Below are 19,656 nucleotides of genomic sequence, written 5' to 3' on the forward strand. Positions count from 1 at the left end.
GGCCTCACGCTCCGGTCGATCGAGCGGTTGCCGGCACGCGCTGCTCGAGGTGGATCACGTTCGACCGCGCAAAGGTCACGCGCTCGCCGATGAAGAAGCCGCGGTATGCGTCGCCTGCGCCGGCGGCCCCGACAAACTCGGTGACGAGCGCGCCGTAGCCGTCGTCGTCGACCAGGCCGTCGTGCACGCGATCGAGACATACGGTCGCGCGCAGCAGCGGGCCGTCGAGCGGCTGCAGCTCGACCACGTCGCCGCGCTCGATGGTGTCGCGCGCGCGATCGCGCTGCGTGTCGCAACCGCGCGTCATCGGGCCCGGCGCCGGCGCGAAGTCGCTCGGGTAGCGGTAGCCCCACGAGCGGCGCAGCAGCAACCAGGCGGCGATCGGCATCGGCGCCTGGCCGGCTTCCCAACGCTGCACTTGGCGCTCCTTCACGCCGAGCAGTGCGGCGGCCTGCGCCTGGGTGCGCCGGCCGCGCTGGCGGGCCGACTTGATCTCGTCGGGCGTCGGCCCGCCGTCGTGCGGCGCGACTTCGAGCGTCACGCCCCCGTCCCACTCCAGCGCGACCGGGCCATAACACTTCGCGCAGGTGGCCGCCGCGCCGTCGTAGCTGTCGTCCGGGTGATGGACTTCGCCGCGGTGGCCGCAGGCCGGGCAGCGATATACGTACAACACCGACATGAAGCCTCCTGAACAGAACCCGTCTTAAAGACGCATGACTCAGCATAGCACGTCTTAAAGACGTGTCAAGGGTAGTTATAACCCGCCCTTCGGCGTTTTGGCACATTAACCGCAATGCCGATAAGGAGAGATGGCGGCATCGGATCGACACGAAAGAAAAAACCGTTCGGCCCCCGGGTTCAGGTAACGCTGTCAACAGCAACTTAGAAGTCACCCACGCGGGCCGTTGTGCAGCACATTAGATTTGACCCACCTGGGTCACCAGGTTGATGCCCAGCTGCGCGCGCAGCGTATCGATCAACCGGCGCGGCACGGCGCGCGCGCGCCGGCACTTGCCCGTCACGCGCTGGGTCCAGGCGTCGTCGAGCGTCGGGCAAAGGAACGAGCCAACTCGAGATACCCGCCATCGAAGGCGAGCGCCGCCTGAATTGACAACTTTGTCGGCAGTCTCTCCAAAATAATGCTGTCACTTCGACTCCGTTCGAATTAAATTTGTCACTTCGCGTACTTGATTTCGGGGGCCGTCCGTAAGAGCCCGATTCCATAGTCGTATCCCGGCATACGTCGTAACCGGCTGATAGGGGAGAAGCCCGTGACGATCCTCCAAGAAATCCATGCGTGGTCCAAGGCTCTCGCCATCTGGCAACAAGACGCCATCGCTAGGCTTTATGCCGACCGGACGCTCAGCGCGGCCGACCTGGACGACCTCTACGCGTTGGCCAAGGCCGAGGTGGGCATCCCGGCTCCGGAAGGGCTCGTGGCCAAAAAGCTCCACGATGCCCAAGTGGCGCCGCCGGCCAATCCGACGCGCGTCGTTCTGCTGACGGCCATCAAAATGTTGGCCAACGTCAATGCATTGGCCAACGGTGCGTGCCTTCCCGTTGCCCGGGCAGGCATCACAGGCATCTACGGTGAGAACGGCGTCGGGAAGTCGGGATACTCACGGGTGCTCAAGAAGGCATGCCGGGCGCGCGACCGGCGCGAACCCATCCTGCCCAACGCGAACCTGGAACCCGGGAAGAGCGGACCGGCCCAGGCCACGTTCGAGACGGAGATCGACGGCGTCGCGAGCGATCTGCTCTGGAAAGACGGCGCTGAGCCGCCCGAGCCCATGTCGGACATCGCCATATTCGACTCGCACTGCGCTCGCGCCTACATCGACAACCAGGGTGACTTCGCCTACGCTCCGTATGGGCTGGACATCCTGGAAGGACTGGTCGGCGCGTGCAACAAGCTAAAAGCTCGGGCCACGGCGGATAAGGCTGCGAATGCCCCGAGCAATGCCGCCTATGCGGGCCTCGCCGGGGAGCAAACCGAAGTCGCCAGAAAGCTGCTCGGCATCCCTGCCAAGACCAAGGCGGAGGACATCGAGATACTGGCCACGCTCAGGGAAGCCGAACTGGAGCGGCTCGCCTTGCTGAACAAGACCTTGGCCGAAGCCGATCCGAAGCAAAAGGCCTTGGCCCTGCGGCAGAAGGCCAGCCGCCTCAACTCGCTGAAGGAACGTGTCGTCGCGGCGATCGGTGTCGTGAACGACGAGAAAGTCGGTTCGCTTCAGGCGTTGATTGGCAAGTCGAATGCGGCCAAGGGAGCGGCAGAGCTCGCGGCCACCGAGTTCAAGGCGACGTCTGGCCAACTGGTCGGCACTGGTGGGGAGGAATGGAAGGCCCTCTTTGAGGCCGCCCGAACATTTGCCGAGCTCAGCCACGAGGGCCACGATTTCTCTGAACTTCCCCCAGAGGCAGTCTGTCCTCTCTGCCAGAACGCCCTCGGGCAAGAGGGAGCGGCGCGGCTGCGTCGATTCGATGCCTTCATCAAGGCCACTGCCGAGAAGGCGGCGAAGGATGCGCGCGAGGCCGCTGCCATCCCCTTCAGGGCGATTCAGCAGGCGAGCGTGGACTTGATGTTTCACGACGCGTTGGTCGAGGAGGTGACCGAGATCGGGCCGGAAGTTGCTGCAGCCTGTACGGCCCTTCAGGAAGCCCTCAAGGCGCGCCAATCGGGCATCCTCCAAGCCGCCGCCGGTAAACTGGACTGGGATGAACTTCCAAAACTCTCCGACGATCCGCAGCCCGGCTTGGCCGACCTCATCAACCGCCTGCTGGAACAGTCCAAGGCGCTCGATGCCACCGCTGACGAAAAGCTCAAAGCTGCCATGGTCGCGGAGCGGGCGGAACTCGATGCTCGCCGCAGGCTGGCTGAAGTCAAGGCCGCGGTGCTCGAGGCGATGACCAAACACGATCTCTGCCGTAAGCTGCAGGCCTGCATCGATGGCATGGAGACGCGGGGTATTTCCAGGAAGTCCACGGAGCTCTCTCGCACGACGGCCAGCCAGGAACTGGCCGATGCCCTCAACACTGAACTCAAGCTCCTCAAGGTCCATCACCTCCGTGTCGTGATGAAGCCCGAGTCGCCAGGCGGTAAAACCCAGTTCAAGCTCACCCTACAGTTGCCGGGTGGCGGGACGCCGGCGGCCATCCTCAGCGAAGGTGAGCAGCGGGCCATTGCGATTGCATCCTTTATGGCGGAGATTCGACTTGGCAAGGGGCGCGGCGGCATCGTTCTCGACGACCCCGTCTCGTCGCTGGACCATCGGCGCCGCTGGGAGGTCGCTGAGCGCTTAGCGAGAGAGTCGCTGACCCGGCAGGTGATCGTCTTCACCCACGACATCTACTTTCTTCTCATCTTGGAGCAGAAGGCAGAGGAGGTCGGCGCAACGCTGACCAAGAACTACATCCGGAGGACGTCGGACGGCTATGGTGTCCATTCCGAGGATTTGCCCTTCGACGTGCTGGGCACGAAGGACCGCCTGGGTCGCCTGAGGCAGCTTCTGGTCGATGTGCGCAAGGCGGCGAAGGAAGGCGACGAAGACCTGCAGCGCCAGCTGACGGCCAAGTGCTATGGCCAGCTCCGACTCGCGTGGGAGCGCTGCATCGAGGAGGTGCTGCTCAACGGGGCAGTGCAACGCTTCGGCGAGGGCGTGTCGACCCAACGCCTCAAAGGGGTGACGGTCACAGACGACGACTATCACGAGATCGACGCCGGCATGACCAAGTCTTCGAAGTTCGAGCACGACCCTGCAGCGGCTGTCGGCAGGCTTCCTATACCAGACCCCGACGAACTCTGCGACGACATCGAGCGCTTGGCCAAGTGGCGCGAGACGCTCAATAAGCGAGTGGACGGGATTGCTAAAGGCACGGCCAGTAGGTCAGCCCTTTTTACTGCCTTCACTCAGTCATCGGACGCGCGTCCGTTATGAACGCCTAGACTCGCGCGACATCAGGCGGGGGTGCAGTTGACCGTGTCCGCAGTCCGCGTGCTGCCGGCGGGCGAACCATGCCGGCGAGCAAAACGCCCACGGCGAGCCGGCAGGCGTCAGGCACGGCTGATCGACGCGAGACTGTCGGCCCGTCGTTCCAGATACGGGTGTCGTCAGCGGCGCGTACTTGCCGCGTCGGGCCACCAGCCGCGCGTGATACTTCGCCGCTTCCTGACGCATTCGCTGCTGTTTCAAGATCGCCGCGCTCGTCAATGTGCCCGTCGCCAAGCGTCGCCCTGCCACCTCCAAGTTCAGGAATCCGTAGCGCCTGAGTAGAGGTGCGGTTCAACGTTTTTAATTGGTGAGTTTCCGGGCCTCTCCGGTCCAGAGCTCCATGAGGTACTCCGGCTCTGACGCACACCAAGCGTAAGATCCCCAAGCCAATTCCGAAATGCTCTTTCTGAAGGGTTGTCCAGAGCGATCTAGGTATGCGGTCAAAAACGCGAGGTGCCGTTCGTCGAATCCCGCCTCCAACGCCATCGCAGTAAGCGCCACTTTTCGCTCGCGAGTGATCGGACCGTCGGACGCGACCACCTCCGTGAACACTACCAGCATGTCCGAACCACCATCGTCGGCCCCCAAGTCAACGAGGATGATGTCGGGAAGCGCCTTCGTCACGTCGATCTTTAGACCCAGCTCGTTGGCGAGATTTTCATCACGCGCGACGACTTTATTACCCGACTCCGATAACCACAGCACGGTCGGCTGCTTTAAGAAGCGCGGTGCAAATACTTCGATGACTGCCTTCGCAATCACGCTCGATGGTCCTGGGGCAAGCGTCCTTGTCTCGCCGTTGGGAAAGGTTACTACAACGGCATCTTTCGCCACTGCCGCGCCCCGCTTCATCAAACGCAAGCGCGACATTGCCGCTTTTGAGAGGTGGGCCGCTTGCCACGTCTCGACGGCTACGCCCAGAGCATCATCCGTCAGGTCAGGATTGAAGAGCGCTGCAAACTCGGCGTTGAGCGCGTATTTCGGTTTGGACGATGTCGTGGGAATTCCGTCGCGCTCGACAACGGCACGGCAGGGAATCAAACCCGTACGGATGGTCTCATCTCGAACCGGCTCGCGACTGTTGGGTGCGTACCATGCATGCGCGGGTCGAACCTTCTTCGTCGACATGGAGTTCGCGATCCAGGCTCGACGACTACTTTCGTCGGTCTTCTCTGCCTGCTCGTCGCTCATATCCGTCACTTGGCTCGGCCGCAGCCATTCGTCGGCCCCTTCAACGGCACCGACGTAGAACATCACATAGATCGTGCGCGCAGCCATTTCACGCACCACATAATTGCGGTGCTCAGTACCTTCTGGAAATATCAAGGGCAAACGTTCAGCGATGATGTTGAGCGGGGGGATGGCGCAAAGCGTCACAATTCAATCGTTCCGTAGTAGCTGGCCACTGCACGCTCGACAGCCTGTTTCGAACCGCCCTTTTCGATCAACTTTTCCAAAGCGATCAACTGATCAAGGCTGGGCAACGGCAACGCATTCAGCTCATAAGCCGATACAGCCACGCTCCCGCTAATGCATCGGAAAGCGCGGTCAACGGCCTCGGTGTTCAACAGCGCCTCGATCGTGCCAGGCTTTACACGGCCCACATCCGGCGACGGAGCGAGAATCATATTCAGGTGATTCTCGACGACGGCGCCACCCGATTTATCCAAGTACGACTGCGGCAACATCGCGGCCAACAGACGGCGGTTCTGCTCTTTCGACGTGGTTCGTTGAACGAGCACACACGATTTCCGGATAATCAAATGGGGCTGGTCGTCATGTACCGCGATATACGGCACGTGGTTTCTACGGTCCGCACTGAAAACGAATCCGTCAGACGTGACCGATTCCGCCCAGATCAGCGGCAGCGCACCGTCGCCTGCCTCGGTACGCAGTTGCGCCTTGTGGCGGTTCCAGACCAAGGGGCCTGTTGAAACCGTGTACCCGAGGTCCGATAGCCGGGTCGGCATGTTCGCAATCGCTTTGAGGAACGACGCATCCGTTGCGGTTCTCGGCAACAGCCACGGATCACCGGTTGCGGTAAGCGACACCTCACCGACACGTTCAATCTTCGCAGCGTTCAACCCTTTCGGCACAACCACCGAGACAATCGGAGCGAAGCAATGAGGCTTTCGCGTGTATGCCGTGAGCAACGTCTCCTGCAGCACGTCATCGAACACACCTTCGCGATCAGCGACGAAATCGAATGCCACGGGCGCCGCCTCGTCGATCAAAAGTTGACGCAACGCCTTGAAATACTGCCCACCCAAAAACGATGTCGGCGTCAGGTAAGCGACTACGCCGTCGGGTTTCGCCAGCCGCAAAGCGAGATCGGTGAAGAGGCCATAAAGATTCGCGTGACCGTAAAGCGATCGAGCGTAATGATTGCGCATCGGCTCGTCCAGGGTGACGCGCCCGTAAGGGGGATTGCCAATCACCAGGTCAAAGGTGCCGACGTCTTGCGGCCGCAGCGCGTCGGCGACGGTAACCAGGTCGGGTAGTCGACGCTTGGCTGCCACACAAAGCGGCATCAGGGCCGCTTCGAGCAGAACCCGCGTCATCCATGCGGCAAACGGATCAATTTCAATGCCGCGCAATCGCTTCGCAATGCGCCTGAAGGTCCATTCCGGAGACGCGCCGTTATCCCGCTGCCACATCCGTAACGCGACCGGCGCGAGGAATGCGCCCCCGCCACACGCCGGGTCGATTGCGGTGCCATGAGTGAAGTCGAAACCTGCTTGTTCAGCGAGATCAAGCAAGCGCGCGACCAGCGGCGGAGGGGTGTAATACGCGCCGAGCTGCGAACGCAGCGCGGGCGGCAGCATGACCGTGTAGATTGAGCCGATGAGATATCCGGCATCTTCAGCCGGAAACTCGGCAATAAGGCTGCCCACATCCTGAGCCGTTCGTTGTACGTCGATTGCGAGGGTCGGTGCGGACAAGGGCATCGGCCGAACCTTCATCGCCGTCTTATGCCGTTCGCACAGCGTCGCCCAATAACTCACGATGACGGCGGTACAGAACGCGCGCGCATGCGAGATGCGGGTCTTTTCGGTCTTGCGTGCTTCGGCGTACCCGCGCGCCATCGCCTTGCACGCGGCATATCGCGTGAGCGGATCGACAGCGGGATCGACCCAAGCCTGACGGGCTGGTTTGGACATGGTGAAAGGTCTCAGTTCAGAGTTGGGGAGATTGTATCGCGTCAGCACAATCTCCAGCGGGCCATCGGCCTTGCAGAAGCATGCATCAAGACAAAGCCGAGGTCAGCGCAACGACGAGAATCCGGACAGATCCTCAAAATGCACAATGCCCCGTAGACGTCAGAGCACCGCGAGCCGCGCATTCGCCTCGGGTAATCGAAACCCGTCCGGATCGAACGGCTCGCCGAGCCACGCCAACAGCTCGCGCTTGGCATCGGTCATCCGGCCGGCGAGCGTGCGCACGAGCTGCGCGTAACCTGCAGGGCCGCCGCAGTCCTCGGGTGGACACGCCCCGGCGCCGGCGACGCACCGCGGATAGCGCGTGCCCGCGGCCACCGGCCCGACCGCCTCGATCGTGACCGCATGCCGCCAGTCGTCGTCGAGATCGTACGTGTAGGTCAGCGCCGCACTGATCGCCGCCACCTCCTCGAGCCGCACGTCGGCGGCGCCGCTCGCCAACGGATTCAGCGCTCCAACCGGACCCGCAAACCCGAACCCGTAGCGATGCCGGTCGTGCCAGCCCATGGCCGCCTGGATCACGTCGTGCAGCTCGGCCAACGACATGTCAGCCGGCACCTCGAGGCGACGCCAGATTTCCGGCATCACGCCCTGCAGACTGACCCGCAGCCGCATCACACGCGGGCCGGGCGGCGCCTCGACGCCATTTCCGGCTGCCGACGCCGAACTTCCCGCCCCGCCCGGAAACGGAATCACATTGCCGGCCGGCACCCGATAGGTCCACGTGCGGGCCGTGCCGACCCACTGCGCATCGATCTCGGCCACGCAATGATGCAGATGCGCTTCGTCGCGGATCTCGTCGAACAGATCGTCGAGCGCAACGTCGAGTGCCGCGTCGCCTTCGTGCAGCACCTTGAGTGCGTACACGCCGGGCGCGAGGCGCTCGGCCGCGTGATCGGCCAGGATGCCGCGCTCAAGCGCGCGAATCGTGCGCGCCCGCCCCCGCCCGGTGGGCGCGACGTTCTCAACGCGCAGCGTGAGCTTGATCGGTGCGGTCCGCATCCCGGCCACCTCGTCATCGTTGCGCGCACTGAAGGCGTCGCCCTGTTCGTCGTCACGGATCCACTGCGGCGCGAACGCCCCCGCCGATTCGGCGGGCACCGCCTGCGCCTGCTGCTGGTAATAGTCGAGGGCCGCTTCGAGTACGCGCTGCTGCTGCGCCTTCACGTAGATCGAGGTGGTGGCGAGCGACGCGTGGCCGAGGATTTGCTGCACCACGTCGATCGGCACGCCGCGCGCGGTCGCGTCGGTGCCGAACGTATGGCGCAGCGCATGCGCACTGGCTCTTTGCAGTTGCGCCGCATCCCACAGCGACAATGCACCCCACCGCTGCAACTCGCCCTGCAGGCGGCTGAGCGCGGTGCGCACCAGGCGACCGAGCGCATCGGGCGTATACGAACCCACATCGGGACCGCCCTCGGCGACCAACCCCTCGCCGTGCCGCGCCTGGGCCGCTGCGGTGCCGGGAATCGCCAGCGGCGCGATCAGTGGCGGATCGTTCGCCGTCGCATCACGGGCTTCGCTCACGCCCCTCCCCTCCCACGCGAGTCCGCGATCCGCCCAGTGCGCGCGCAGTGCCTCGAGCGTCGCCGGGCTGACGGGCACCGTGCGCACCTTGCTGCGCTTGCCGACCAGCGTGAGCGTCCACACCGATTGCCCCTTGATGCCGTCGACGCGTTTTAAGCCGCTGTGCCGGGCGCTGGCCGCTTCGGCGCGACGCAGACCCGAATCGACCATCAACCCGATCGCCGCGCGCGCGATGCGCCACTGCACCGCGTCGTCATCCGCTCGCGCGCAGTGCGCGTCGAGCGTCTCGCGCAGAGTGCGCAACAAGTCCGGCGCCAGCGCGCGCTCGACCTGCAGCGACCATTCGCGCGTGAGCGTCGCCGGCAGCGTGACGGCGCTGAACGGGTTGCCGGCCAGATAGCGGACCTTGACCAGCCAGTCGAACGCCATGCGCAGCATGCGGACGGCATAGGCCTGGCTGTCGGCCGACAGGGAGCCGGTAAACGGCCGCCATCGGCCGCTCGCGCGGGGTCGTTTCGGACCGCAGAAGTCCGCGCTCGGCTGCGCTAAAAAATCCTTGTAGGCGTCGCAGTCCTCGACCCGCAGCGACGACACCGCGACGCCGCGCACTTTCAGCGCCCACAGCACGAAGCGCTCGATCTCGCGCGTGTAAGCGCGCAGCGTCGCGGGCCGGTCGCGATAGCGCATGAGCCACGCGTGCAGCGCGGCCAGGTCGTGCTCGGCGCGGATGAACGGGAACCCGACCGCGCGGTTCGTGCCGCCCGCCCCCGACAGTTCGACCGGCGCCGCAAGCCGCTCGAGCGGCGCAAGCCCGTCCGTACCCGGACCGACCACGATCGCGCGGTCGGGGGCAGGAGTAAGCGGCGTCACATCGACGTCGGCGTCCACCCGCGCGCCGAGCGTCGCCTCGTGCCGGCGCAGCCACGCAACCAGGGTTTTCGCGCGCAGCGGGCCGATGCGGGGAATCGAGCGCCACCAGCTGCCGCCGTGCCGGTTGCAATACGCGATCAGTGCGCCAAGCGTCGCGATCCCCTCCCCGACCAGACGCTGCGCGACGAGTGGCCGAAACCACAACGCGAGCGCGTGATCGGCCGCAGGCGCGGCCGCCGCGAGCTTGGCCGCGTCCTCGACCATGCGCAGCGTCAAGGCGGTGAGCTTCGCCTCGCCGTGTTGCCGCATCGACGCGCGCAAGTGGTCGGCCAGCGCCGCGGAACCGTTGAGCAGCGCCAGGCGCACCAACGCGTCGCGCATCGTGGCCAGATGGCGCTCGACCGCGTCGGCCTCGGCCGGCACCGCGCTGTCCTCGACGTCGTAAAAACGACGCGCGATGGCCGCCGCGGGGATGCCCTGGATGCGCGCGCGCAGTGCGGCGAAGTCGGTGCGCGTATAGGTCGCCGGCGGCGGCACCGCGACCGCTTGCGGCCGGTTAGCCATCCGATGGCCCTCCCCCGTCCGGACCGATGACGCGAGTGCGGGCAGGCTGGGTGCCTCCCGCGGGATCGCGGAGGGTGACGCGCGCAGGCAGGCGGGGGGAACGGGGCAGCACCGTGACGGACGGCATTTAAAGGAGGCGACCCTAAATAAGCAAATGGAAACCAACCTATTCTAGCAATTAAACGACAGGCTGCTAATACGAATTAGCAGACAAGGATGAGTAGTAAAAAAAATCGGACTGCCCGTTCCCATGGTGCCGCCCGCATTCAACCCAACTACTGCACTCGCGCTGTCCAGCGGCGCGGCCGCCGAATCAGTATAGGTGCTCCCGGCTCGCCGGCAAGGCTCGTTTCGTCGACGACGACCCGGTGCCAGCGGCTCGAGCGCCTCACGCTGCTCGCTCGAAACCGCATGGCCTGAAGTGCCGTCAATGCCGACCAGGAGAGTTATCGGCATTAGACGCGGACCAAAAAAACGGGCCAACCGGCCCGTCCTAGTTACATCGCCTTGCGCCATTCCGGCAGTTCCGGCGTCACGCGCGTGCTCGGCCGCCGGGCCGCCGCGCGCAACTGCGCCTTGCCGGCCGCCGTCAGCGGTGCCGGCTTCTTCTTACGCTGCGACACGCGCACGACGACCTTCACCGCGGCCGTCGTCGGCGCAGCTTTCTTCAGCGGTTTCGTCACGTGGCTCATATCAGCTCCTTGTCTAGCAGATAGTCTAGCAGCTTTGCCCACGACCGGCTGTCGGCACCGAGGTCAAATTCCATCAGCCGCTGCGAGCCGTGGTCGGTCCACCACGCCGCGTCGAGCTCCAGCAGGTCCTGCACGGTCTGGCAGGCGGCGAACTCGGGGATGGCCTGCTCCGCCGCCTCGAGCGGCGCATCGAAGCCGAGCTTCGGCCAGTAGCGATAGCCGATCATATGCGGGTCGTACCCCTCTCCTCCCCCCGCGATCAGCGTGATCCGGCGATAGCCCAGACGGTGCGCGGTCATCGCGCACAGGGCGAAGGCCACCGTGCCGAGCCAGTCCGGCGCCTGGTGCCGCAGAAACATGTGATCGATGTGCAACGCTTGCGCGACCGCCGGATCCGGGACGTCGTCCGCATCATCGTCACCCTCGGCGAGATATAACGACATCCCGTCGTCCGCGTCCTGATACAAGCCGATGCGGTTCTTGTGCGGGTGCTGCAGGATCGCGGGCTGGACCGACGTGAAGTACACGCCCGGCGGCGCCTCGTCGGGCCCTACCCCGTACTGGGCCTGCTCGTGGACGCGCGCGTCCGTAAAGATCATCAGCAGCTGCGCATACTCGGTGCTGGTGAGGTCGAAGTCGTCGAACTCGACGAGGGTCCCAGCATCGAACACGGTGCCGTCCTGCCGGAACGCGCCCGACAGAAACTGCCGGGCTTGGACGGACCCCTGCAGCCGATCATAGGCATCCTGCAAGACGCGATCGAAGAAGTCGGTACGGGGCAGAGCCATGGTGTTGGCGACGAACGAAAACTACGATTCTAGCGGACAGTCCGACCGCGCCGGAATTTCTTGCGCTTTAGCAGATTGAAGTCCGGTAGAAATGTTGATCCCTTCTCGGCTTAAAGCTGGCGTCGGTGATGTAGGCTCAGTCGGAGTAGACAATCTTTTTACCTGCGTCGCTATAAGAATGCGGGGCGTACAGCGCCCAAGCTCGATATCGCTCACCGTCAGGCCTGAATCTTGGCTCGAGCCAACATGGGTTCAGCCTGTGTGTCTTGGCCTCAAAGTCTTGACTGGTGAGCGCCCTACTCGCCCCAGTGCCAGGCACGTCAGTTAAGGCGCTTTTTCGGCCGTTATGCAATCTTGGCTCGAGCCAAGTCTAGCTGCAGTCAAGTCATCGACAAGGATCTTTCGTAGATCGACTTGGGAATCTTGGCTCGCGCCAAGATCATCCTCGTTCAATCTGAAATCGTTGCTGGACTGCAACACGTTCACAAAAACGCGGAATTATTCCTCAATTGTTTTGACATGTTTTGACTGACGAATAACAATCCGACTGTCAATACTTCGGCTCTCCGAATGGAGGAAAAATGGTCATTACGATTGGGGCGGAAAAAGGTGGTGTTGCTAAGACGCGATTAGCAACGCACATAGCAGCCCTGGCTGCCGCGGAAGAAGTGGATGTCGTTCTTCTCGATACTGATAAGCAAGGTTCTGCGATGAGTTGGTCGCGAATTCGAAACGAAGAGGGCGTTACACCAGCCATTCCAGTGCTCGCTCTCCCGGCGAATCCGGCGCGGGAACTGGCAAACCTCGCCAACAAGTACACCCTCGTCGTGGTTGACATCGGCGCGCAGAACTATCGGACGATGCTCGAATGCGCACTGTTATCCGATCTCGTGCTGGTCCCGTGCGGGCCTGATCAACAAGAAGTGGAGTCGACCCTGAATGTCTTCGCGACCCTTAAAGACATGGGGCCGCGGCATGAAAGCGGTGAGATCCCCGCATACGTGGTGCTCACTCGGGTGTCGCCGGTCGAAGGATCGAAGGCGACTGCGGAATTGCGGGCATATTTGAAAAGCGAAGACATTCGACTTTTCGATTCACAGATTCCGCAGAGAGAAGCATGGCGTGCGACGGGCAAGACCGGCCGGGCCGTTCATGAGCTGAAGGGCCGCGATCGGTCGAAGAAGGCGATCGATGAGATGGAGGCGGTCTATCGGGAAATCATCGAACGGATCAACGGTGCGGAGGTCAAGTAATGGCTACTTTTAAGAAAAAAGCAGTAGCGGTCGAGCGAGTTGCGGCGGTGGAGGATGCCGCTTCGTTGGCTCCCATCGTGGGCGATCCGCGCATGGCGCCGCCGGTGGCAACTATCTCCCAGCTTCGGGGGGGCGAGGTTGGCTCGAGCCAAGAGCCTGCTAGATATGAAATCGGGCAAACGTATGAAGTCCCGGTTGGCAAAATTAAATCGAATTCTGTCAATCCAAGGGCCATCTATACAGCCTCTTCTGTATCTGAGATGGCGGAGTCGCTCGCGGCCCGGGGGCAGGGGCAGTCTGCGAGTGCGTATCAGGATGACGCGGGCGACGTCGTACTCATTGACGGAGAGAGGCGCCTTCGCGGGGCTCGAACGGCAGGTCTCCCTACGTTGCGGCTTGAGATTCGCCCCAAACCAGCAAGTGAGCGGGAACTGTATGAGGAAGCCCGCGCTGCGAACGTTGAGCGCAAGGATCAAAGCCCGCTCGATGACGCGATCAAATGGAAGGAATTGATATCGCGGAAGATCTATCCGACACAGGCGGCTCTGGCCAAAGCGCTAAGGCTCGGGGAAGATCATGTTAGCCGCACTTTGTCGCTCGCTCAACTGCCGAGCAAGATAGTTCAAGCCGCCGCGGAATATCCGGAACTTCTCTCTCTCAAAATGCTGAACGCAATTCGAGAATTCTGGGAAGTAAAAGGCGAGGAAGAGACCTTGGCCCTGATCTCTGAAGCTGCAAAAAGTGGCATGGGCTACCGCGATGTTGCCGCTCGACGTAAAGCGGCTGCAAAAGGGACCGTTAAGCGGCCTCGGTCGACTCGCGAACAGTTAACCTTCCGTGGCGCGAAGGGCGAGTTCAAGTCGTTTGAAGAGGACGGGCGGATCGAGTTGAAGCTGAAGGGCTTAGCCCCAGACGTGGCGGTGGAGATCAGCGAAAAGATCTTGGCGTTGTTTCCGAAAGAATAGCGTGGGCACGGCTGCCGCTGGCTGATTCCAGCGGTGGACGTTTCTGTTTCCGTCTCTGTAACAGGTGGGCAGTCCGTCCCAGGTTCGATGGGTGAGGCAATCTCACAGAGGAACAACACCTGTGGGTGCCTTTAAAAGACAACCTCTTTAAAACCTTTAGGTTCGCAAGAGCCTTATCCAGTAAGGGGTTTGGGGAGGATTGGTCATCCTTTATGGGGCGACAAGTCAGGGTTTATGGGGTGTCACGGTCATGCTTTATGGGGTGAGGTCATGTTTTGTGGGGCATCGAGATCTTGTCTCAAGAGCGTGTTACAACTGATTGATTAAAAAGGGGTTTTTATAGGAGCCAAGCGACGGAAGTCAATGACTGGTCGTACTTTGTGGGGCGTAAGGTCGTTATTTGTGGGGCGTGTACGCCGGGTACGACGGCACCACCTGCTCATCGAGGCTTAAAGGTCATGGTTTGTGGGGGGAGATGCGAACCGCGAGTAAGTAGACACTTCCTTGTAAACCCATGAAATAAAACGAAAATATCCAGCGTCATTGGAAAGGTCATTGTTTGTGGGGCGTTGTCCGTTCGTTTTCGGTTCCTGAAGGTCATGGTTTGTGGGGAGGTTCCACTGTGGCTAGATTCCTTGTCCGAGAGGTCGTGGTTTATGGGGAATGGAGATATGCGACGTAGTCGCGAGTGCAGCGGCGCGTAGTTCGGGGGGGCGGGGCTCGGTATGTCGGTGGGCTCCAGGCTTAAAAGTCATGGTTTATGGGGGGCTCGATGCATCTCATCGGCCCAGTGGCATGACAGGTCACGATCAGGGACGACAGTCCTACGTGGCCGGTCATGGGGAAAGGGCGAAAGGTCGGGGTTTATGGGGGGTACCTGTAGGTCTCCATGATTTCGGGCAAGCAAAGGTCATGGTCTATGGGGAGGCAATCGTCATCAACGAAAGGTCATGGTTTATGGGGCAGGCCGTCAGCGAGACTTGAAAGGTCATGGTTTGTGGGGCGGTGGAACGGTCGTGGTTTGTGGGGGAATATTTAAAGGTCATCCTCGATGGCTTGCGAACATGACTTTTGCGACCTAGAATGCTCCTCAAACTATGAGGACCGTATGGCGGTAGCAAAACAAAAATCCGGTAGTGCAATGATTGCCAGTGTGCCGTCGAGCGAGCTTCGCAAGCACGTCGGTACGGTGCATGTCGGAGGCGACCTTGGATTGCTAGGGCGGAAGTTGTCGAATGTCCTTTTGCTGAACGCCTACGACAATTTGCTGAAGAAGTCAGTGCATGAGATTCCCGTCGGGATCATGAGCGAGATGCTTGGGTTCGACAGCAAGAACACGTCGGCACTCAAAGAGGCTCTCAAGAAGATCTCCACCACTCCGATCGAGTTCGATATCTTGCACGCGGCAGGAGACGAGGAGTGGGGCGTTACAACGCTCCTGAGTTCGGCAAATATTCGGAACGGGATCGTCACGTACGAGTACAGCAGCACGCTTGCGAACAAACTGGCAAATCCAGAGATCTACCTGCTCATCAACATAAACGTTCAGAAGCAGTTCAGTGGCGCGTATGCTCTCGCTCTCTACGAGAATTGCTTGAGATTCAAACGCACAGGGTCGACAGGGTGGATATCAGTTGATATTTGGCGAAGGCTTCTCGGCGCTGAAGCGTCAACGTACGACGAATTCAAGCACTTCAATTCGGAAGTGATCAAAAAGGCCGTGAAGGAAGTGAACACGGTATCGAACATCCTCATCACACCGGAGTACGAACGACAGAATCGTCGCGTCGCCAAAATCCGTTTCCTGGTCGAGGACAATCCCCAGAGATCGATGTACGACGAGAGTGATAGCGAGGAGCAAGCAGCGATCCGCGAATCGGAGACATATCGTCGACTCGTGAAGCTCGGAATTTCGGGCCGACTCGCCGTCGACTGGATTCAGCATGATCCAGATCGGGCGACCAGGACGGCTCAGTATGTTGAGCAGCAGATTCGGAACAAGAAGATCAAAAAGAACGCCGGCGGATACGCGCGCACGGTATTCGAAGGTGGGGGGGACATCGAGACAGTAGAGGTAATTGAGGAATCCGCGCGGCGGGCGCAGAAGGCCGTGATCGACGAAGCGGAGGCGGCGGCAGATGCAAGGTCGAAGCTTATCGCAACCGCGATTCGTGGCCTGTCAGAGAGCGAGCGGAGCGAGTTCGTGCGTCAGTACGCCGCATCCGGAGGGGCGGTCGGGTCATATATCGAGGCTGACGGGGTGTTTAAGAACGTTCTCGAGAAAACGGCGTTCACTGCTTGGCTCGCAGGTAGGATCGGCGAGACGCTCGCTTAATTGCAAAACGCTAGCCTAGACCAAGCTGACAGCGTTGGATCTTCTGACTCAGTGCGGCCAAGAAGGGACAGTCGGAAGCGCCAATCGGGCGACCGCTCACGGGCCGTGAGGGGCGCTCTATGGTAGTCTTCGACGTCGTCTGCGCATGCCCGAGTTTCGAGATAACCCACGGCAGCCCTTTGATGGTTGTCCCGCGGTAGCTACGTGCGCGAAGCAGTGAAACCGGCACGTGGAGTGGGTATTGAATAGGCTTAAGCTGAATCGAACAGCACAATCCTCAATAGGCCATGTACGTCAAAAAAATAACTCTCCACCGATTCAAGCAGTTCAAGGACACGACCATCCGATTGCAGTCGGGGCTTTCCCTCGTGGTGGGGGGTAACAATAGTGGTAAGTCTTCCCTCCTGCAAGCACTTGCGACTTGGCAGTTCTGCAAAACGCTGCTCGAAATTGAGAAGGGGCGAGCCGGCTGGCTACAAACGAAAACAAAAGCAGGTGTCGGGATGGGGATCGTGGACTTTACACCTTTGCAGATACCCTCGTTGAGCCATCTTTGGACGAATCTAAAATCAAACAAGGACACGGAAGCCGATGGCTACACGTTAAAGATTGGGGTCTATTGGGATCTTGATTCGGGGGAAGAACGTCACCTCGAGATAGGACTGTCGTTGGCCAATGACCGGTTGTTTGTCAAGACCACTTCGACGAACCTTTCGGAAGGCGATGTCATGACCAAAGACGGTAGTCCGATTGATGGCAACGTCCCGAGGATCGGGTACTTGCCGCCTTTTGCGGGAATCACGGACCGGGAAGCTAGGCTCACGCCAGCGATGCGTGAGCGATTAATTGGGCAAGGATTATCAGGTGGGGTGATCCGAAATGTGCTCTTCGAACTTCATGAGGAGAACAAGCGGAAACGGGCGAAAATGCGGGAAGGGAAGACAAAGATCAGCAACTCGGATCTCAAATCCCTACGGGAAAGTGACGCGTGGGAAATTCTTCTGAAAACAATCCAGTCGACGTTCGCGACAGAGATTAAAGTAGTTCCTTTCAACGAGCGGTACCATAGCTACCTGCGGGTTGAGTGCGTGAAAGGAGAGTTCAAAGAGGGAGCATTCAAAAAATTCCCGAAATACAACTCTCGGGACCTTATGGTCGAGGGTAGTGGATTCTTGCAATGGCTCAGCGTCTACGCGCTGTCCCTATCGCCGGACGTTGACGTAATTCTCCTTGATGAGCCCGACGCGCATCTTAATGCCACGTTACAAAAAGAGCTCGTTGTGGCATTACGCAAAACAACAGAGGCGACTGGTAAGCAAGTTCTCATGGCGACCCACTCTCCAGAACTCATCCGTTTCTACGACTACGACAAGATCTTGGCGGTCGCGAACAGAAAAGCTCAATACCTTGACGAGCCTGGGGGCAAAGTAAAAGTGCTTGGCGGCATCGGGACGATCCACACGCCGACGTTGCATGCGCTCATGGAGAGTAAGCGAATGTTGATCTTGGAGGCCGAGAGCGACGCGCGATTTCTTGGAATCCTGGCGGAGAGGGCGCAAATCGCCTGGCCCAAGAATGTCGTGCCGTGGTATTGGAATGGTCACGCGTCGGAGCGTCGACGACTCTTTTTACAGTTACAAAAGGAGATCCCAGGCCTCCAGGCCATCAGCATTAGGGATCGTGACGACGAGCCGGACGACACCGTAGGTGCGGACCTGATCGACAAATCGAACCCGCCCAAAAACGACGGATTCACGGCAATGAAGTGGCGGAGGCGGCACATCGAAAATTATTTGCTGTGTGAATCGGCGATTGCACGTGCCGCTGATAAGCCAGCGGATGACATTCGAGCGTTCTTCGCGGAGAAGCACGGATTGGCATTGCCGGCCGATACGACCGCTACGGACGTGTTGATTGCGGTCCGGGACGCCCATGGCAAGGAGATATTTACAAAGGGCGTCTGCATCAAGTCGACCTACAATCTCGCGCGAGAAGACGTCGCCAAGAATTTGGAGGAAAACGAGATCGCGCACGACCTTGTCACATTTTTTACCGCGCTCACAGAACTCGCGAAATGATCAACCGTTTCTTGTGAGCCGCCTACTGAAACGCCGGAGCTTTCGTGAACTACCCGAGCGCGTGTACGCGCGAAAGGCACATTTGACCGAGGCGGATGTCAGTCGGATGTGTGGAAAAGCCGTCATTCGCGCTCGGTATTCGAATGCCTCTTTCGGGTCGGGTTGAGCCAGTCGCGATTTGTCGGAGCGGCCACCGACCGGGTTCGGCCAGAAGACGACGGCCGCTGCCTCGTGAGCAGCGTCATCGAGGCGGCAGCTTGACTCGGTAACCGGACACCCGTGTGCATATGCCTCGCGATGGTTTAGGATCTTCGGGACAATGAGGCCAAGCACAGGGCAATGAAAAGACACGAACCAGTGTACAACGTATACACGTATTTCGAAGCCGACGAACTACGGGCCGTGGGGATCAAGCAGTACTTCCGGCAAGGGAGCGACGCCAAAAAACTAGCGTTTTTGCAAGAGCGCGCCATGCGCGATTTCTCGTCCGTGCGGCGCGTGCCGCTGGCCCGCTCGATGCCGCGCGAGGAGTACCACGCGATGGAACGCCTGGGCGAAACGACCCACATGTTCGAACCGCTGTTCCGCGAGGTCGGTGCGGGGATGGCCCCGCTGTTTTGCGTTACAGCGATCGTCGACGGCGTGCCCACGATCCACGTGAGTGTGCCGCTGGGGCCGCTCAACATGTCAGAGTTGCCGGAGGGCGTGGGGGAGCCTGGGAAAATGGACGACTACCTGTTCAAGTACATTAACGAGGAGGCCGGCACGTTCGACATGCCGGGCCTGATCCACGACGACTATTTCAAGGCCATACGGCTGCTGTTCAACAACCGGCACTTCATCTCGTGCCTCAAACTTCTGATGTCGTTCCTGGACACGATCGCGTACGTCGAGTTCGGCGACCGGCCGCCGCGTGACACGCCTGTGTTCATCGACTGGTTGCGCATGTTCTCCGGCCCGACCACGGCCGGCGCAACACCCGAAGAACTATGGGAGTTCCGCAACAGCCTGCTGCACATGTCGAACCTGGAGTCCCGCAAGGTCGCCGCCGGGAAGGTCGCCCGGCTGACTCCGTACGTCGGCGTCCAGGAGTACCCGCCGAGCGACGATCCCATGATGAAATACATCAATACCTATGGGTTGATTGAAGCGGTGGCGGCGGCGATCCAGCGTTGGATCACCTCGTACAACCACCACCCGGAAAAGATGCGCACGTTCGTCCAGCGTTACGACCGCGTGGTGTCGGACGATCGCCAGGCGTTTATTGCGATGCCGCCCGCGACGGGGCCAAGGGACGGGGCGACCGAAACCGCATGACGGCGTTTGGCGGGTCTTGCCCGTACATGCCGCTTGCCCGGTGGCATCGCTGTTCCT

General features: G+C 60.9%; 12 protein-coding genes. 6 read left to right on the forward strand and 6 right to left on the reverse strand.

The features are described 5' to 3' along the window. Positions 1-4 precede the first annotated feature (4 nt). Entirely contained in the window at positions 5-679 is a 675-nt protein-coding gene (locus tag CFB45_RS37660; RefSeq protein ID WP_089430214.1) for a helix-turn-helix domain-containing protein, read from the reverse strand. A 592-nt stretch (positions 680-1,271) separates the two neighbouring features. Between CFB45_RS37660 and CFB45_RS37665 the strand changes: the two genes are divergently transcribed. Further along, on the forward strand, positions 1,272-3,938 hold the full coding sequence (locus CFB45_RS37665) for an AAA family ATPase (protein ID WP_089430215.1): 2,667 nt from the start codon (positions 1,272-1,274) through the stop codon (positions 3,936-3,938). Positions 3,939-4,292: 354 nt separating this feature from the next. Here the strand turns inward: CFB45_RS37665 and CFB45_RS37670 are convergent, their stop codons facing one another. The 5 genes from CFB45_RS37670 to CFB45_RS37695 form a co-directional block, all read right to left on the reverse strand. Continuing rightward, the gene (locus CFB45_RS37670; protein WP_089430216.1) at positions 4,293-5,369 is read right to left on the reverse strand and encodes a BsuBI/PstI family type II restriction endonuclease; all 1,077 of its coding nucleotides are present in this window, start codon (positions 5,367-5,369) and stop codon (positions 4,293-4,295) included. Continuing rightward, a complete protein-coding gene (locus CFB45_RS37675; RefSeq protein ID WP_200076513.1) occupies positions 5,366-7,153 on the reverse strand; it encodes an HsdM family class I SAM-dependent methyltransferase in 1,788 nt (595 codons plus the stop codon). Before CFB45_RS37675 ends, CFB45_RS37670 begins: the two co-directional genes overlap by 4 nt. A 159-nt stretch (positions 7,154-7,312) precedes the next feature. Beyond that, on the reverse strand, positions 7,313-10,171 hold the full coding sequence (locus CFB45_RS39795; protein ID WP_306427056.1) for an IS1096 element passenger TnpR family protein: 2,859 nt from the start codon (positions 10,169-10,171) through the stop codon (positions 7,313-7,315). 497 nt (positions 10,172-10,668) lie between these two features. Next, positions 10,669-10,863, reverse strand: coding sequence for a hypothetical protein (locus CFB45_RS37690; RefSeq protein ID WP_006749796.1), 195 nt, complete (start codon positions 10,861-10,863; stop codon positions 10,669-10,671). Next, a complete protein-coding gene (locus tag CFB45_RS37695) occupies positions 10,860-11,651 on the reverse strand; it encodes a hypothetical protein (RefSeq protein WP_089430218.1) in 792 nt (263 codons plus the stop codon). The genes CFB45_RS37690 and CFB45_RS37695 overlap by 4 nt, the downstream gene beginning before the upstream one ends. A gap of 581 nt (positions 11,652-12,232) precedes the next feature. On the opposite strand from CFB45_RS37695, the gene CFB45_RS37700 reads away from it, so the two are divergent. From CFB45_RS37700 to CFB45_RS39240, 5 genes are all read left to right on the forward strand, one after another. Next, positions 12,233-12,904: a nucleotide-binding protein gene (locus CFB45_RS37700; RefSeq protein WP_089430219.1), complete on the forward strand. Its 672-nt coding sequence runs from the start codon at positions 12,233-12,235 to the stop codon at positions 12,902-12,904. Beyond that, positions 12,904-13,869 (forward strand): ParB/RepB/Spo0J family partition protein, encoded by a 966-nt coding sequence (locus CFB45_RS37705; RefSeq protein WP_089430220.1) that lies wholly within the window; start codon positions 12,904-12,906, stop codon positions 13,867-13,869. Before CFB45_RS37700 ends, CFB45_RS37705 begins: the two co-directional genes overlap by 1 nt. Before the next feature lie 1,141 nt (positions 13,870-15,010). Then, positions 15,011-16,204 (forward strand): replication initiation protein, encoded by a 1,194-nt coding sequence (locus tag CFB45_RS37710; protein WP_256978546.1) that lies wholly within the window; start codon positions 15,011-15,013, stop codon positions 16,202-16,204. 287 nt (positions 16,205-16,491) lie between these two features. Next, positions 16,492-18,282, forward strand: a complete 1,791-nt coding sequence (locus tag CFB45_RS37715) for an AAA family ATPase (protein ID WP_089430222.1) — start codon at positions 16,492-16,494, stop codon at positions 18,280-18,282. Between the two features lie 339 nt (positions 18,283-18,621). Continuing rightward, entirely contained in the window at positions 18,622-19,599 is a 978-nt protein-coding gene (locus tag CFB45_RS39240; RefSeq protein WP_179255156.1) for a hypothetical protein, read from the forward strand. Positions 19,600-19,656: the final 57 nt, after the last annotated feature.

Origin of the sequence: Burkholderia sp. HI2500 (assembly GCF_002223055.1) — a bacterium.
In the GTDB taxonomy this organism is placed as follows: domain Bacteria; phylum Pseudomonadota; class Gammaproteobacteria; order Burkholderiales; family Burkholderiaceae; genus Burkholderia.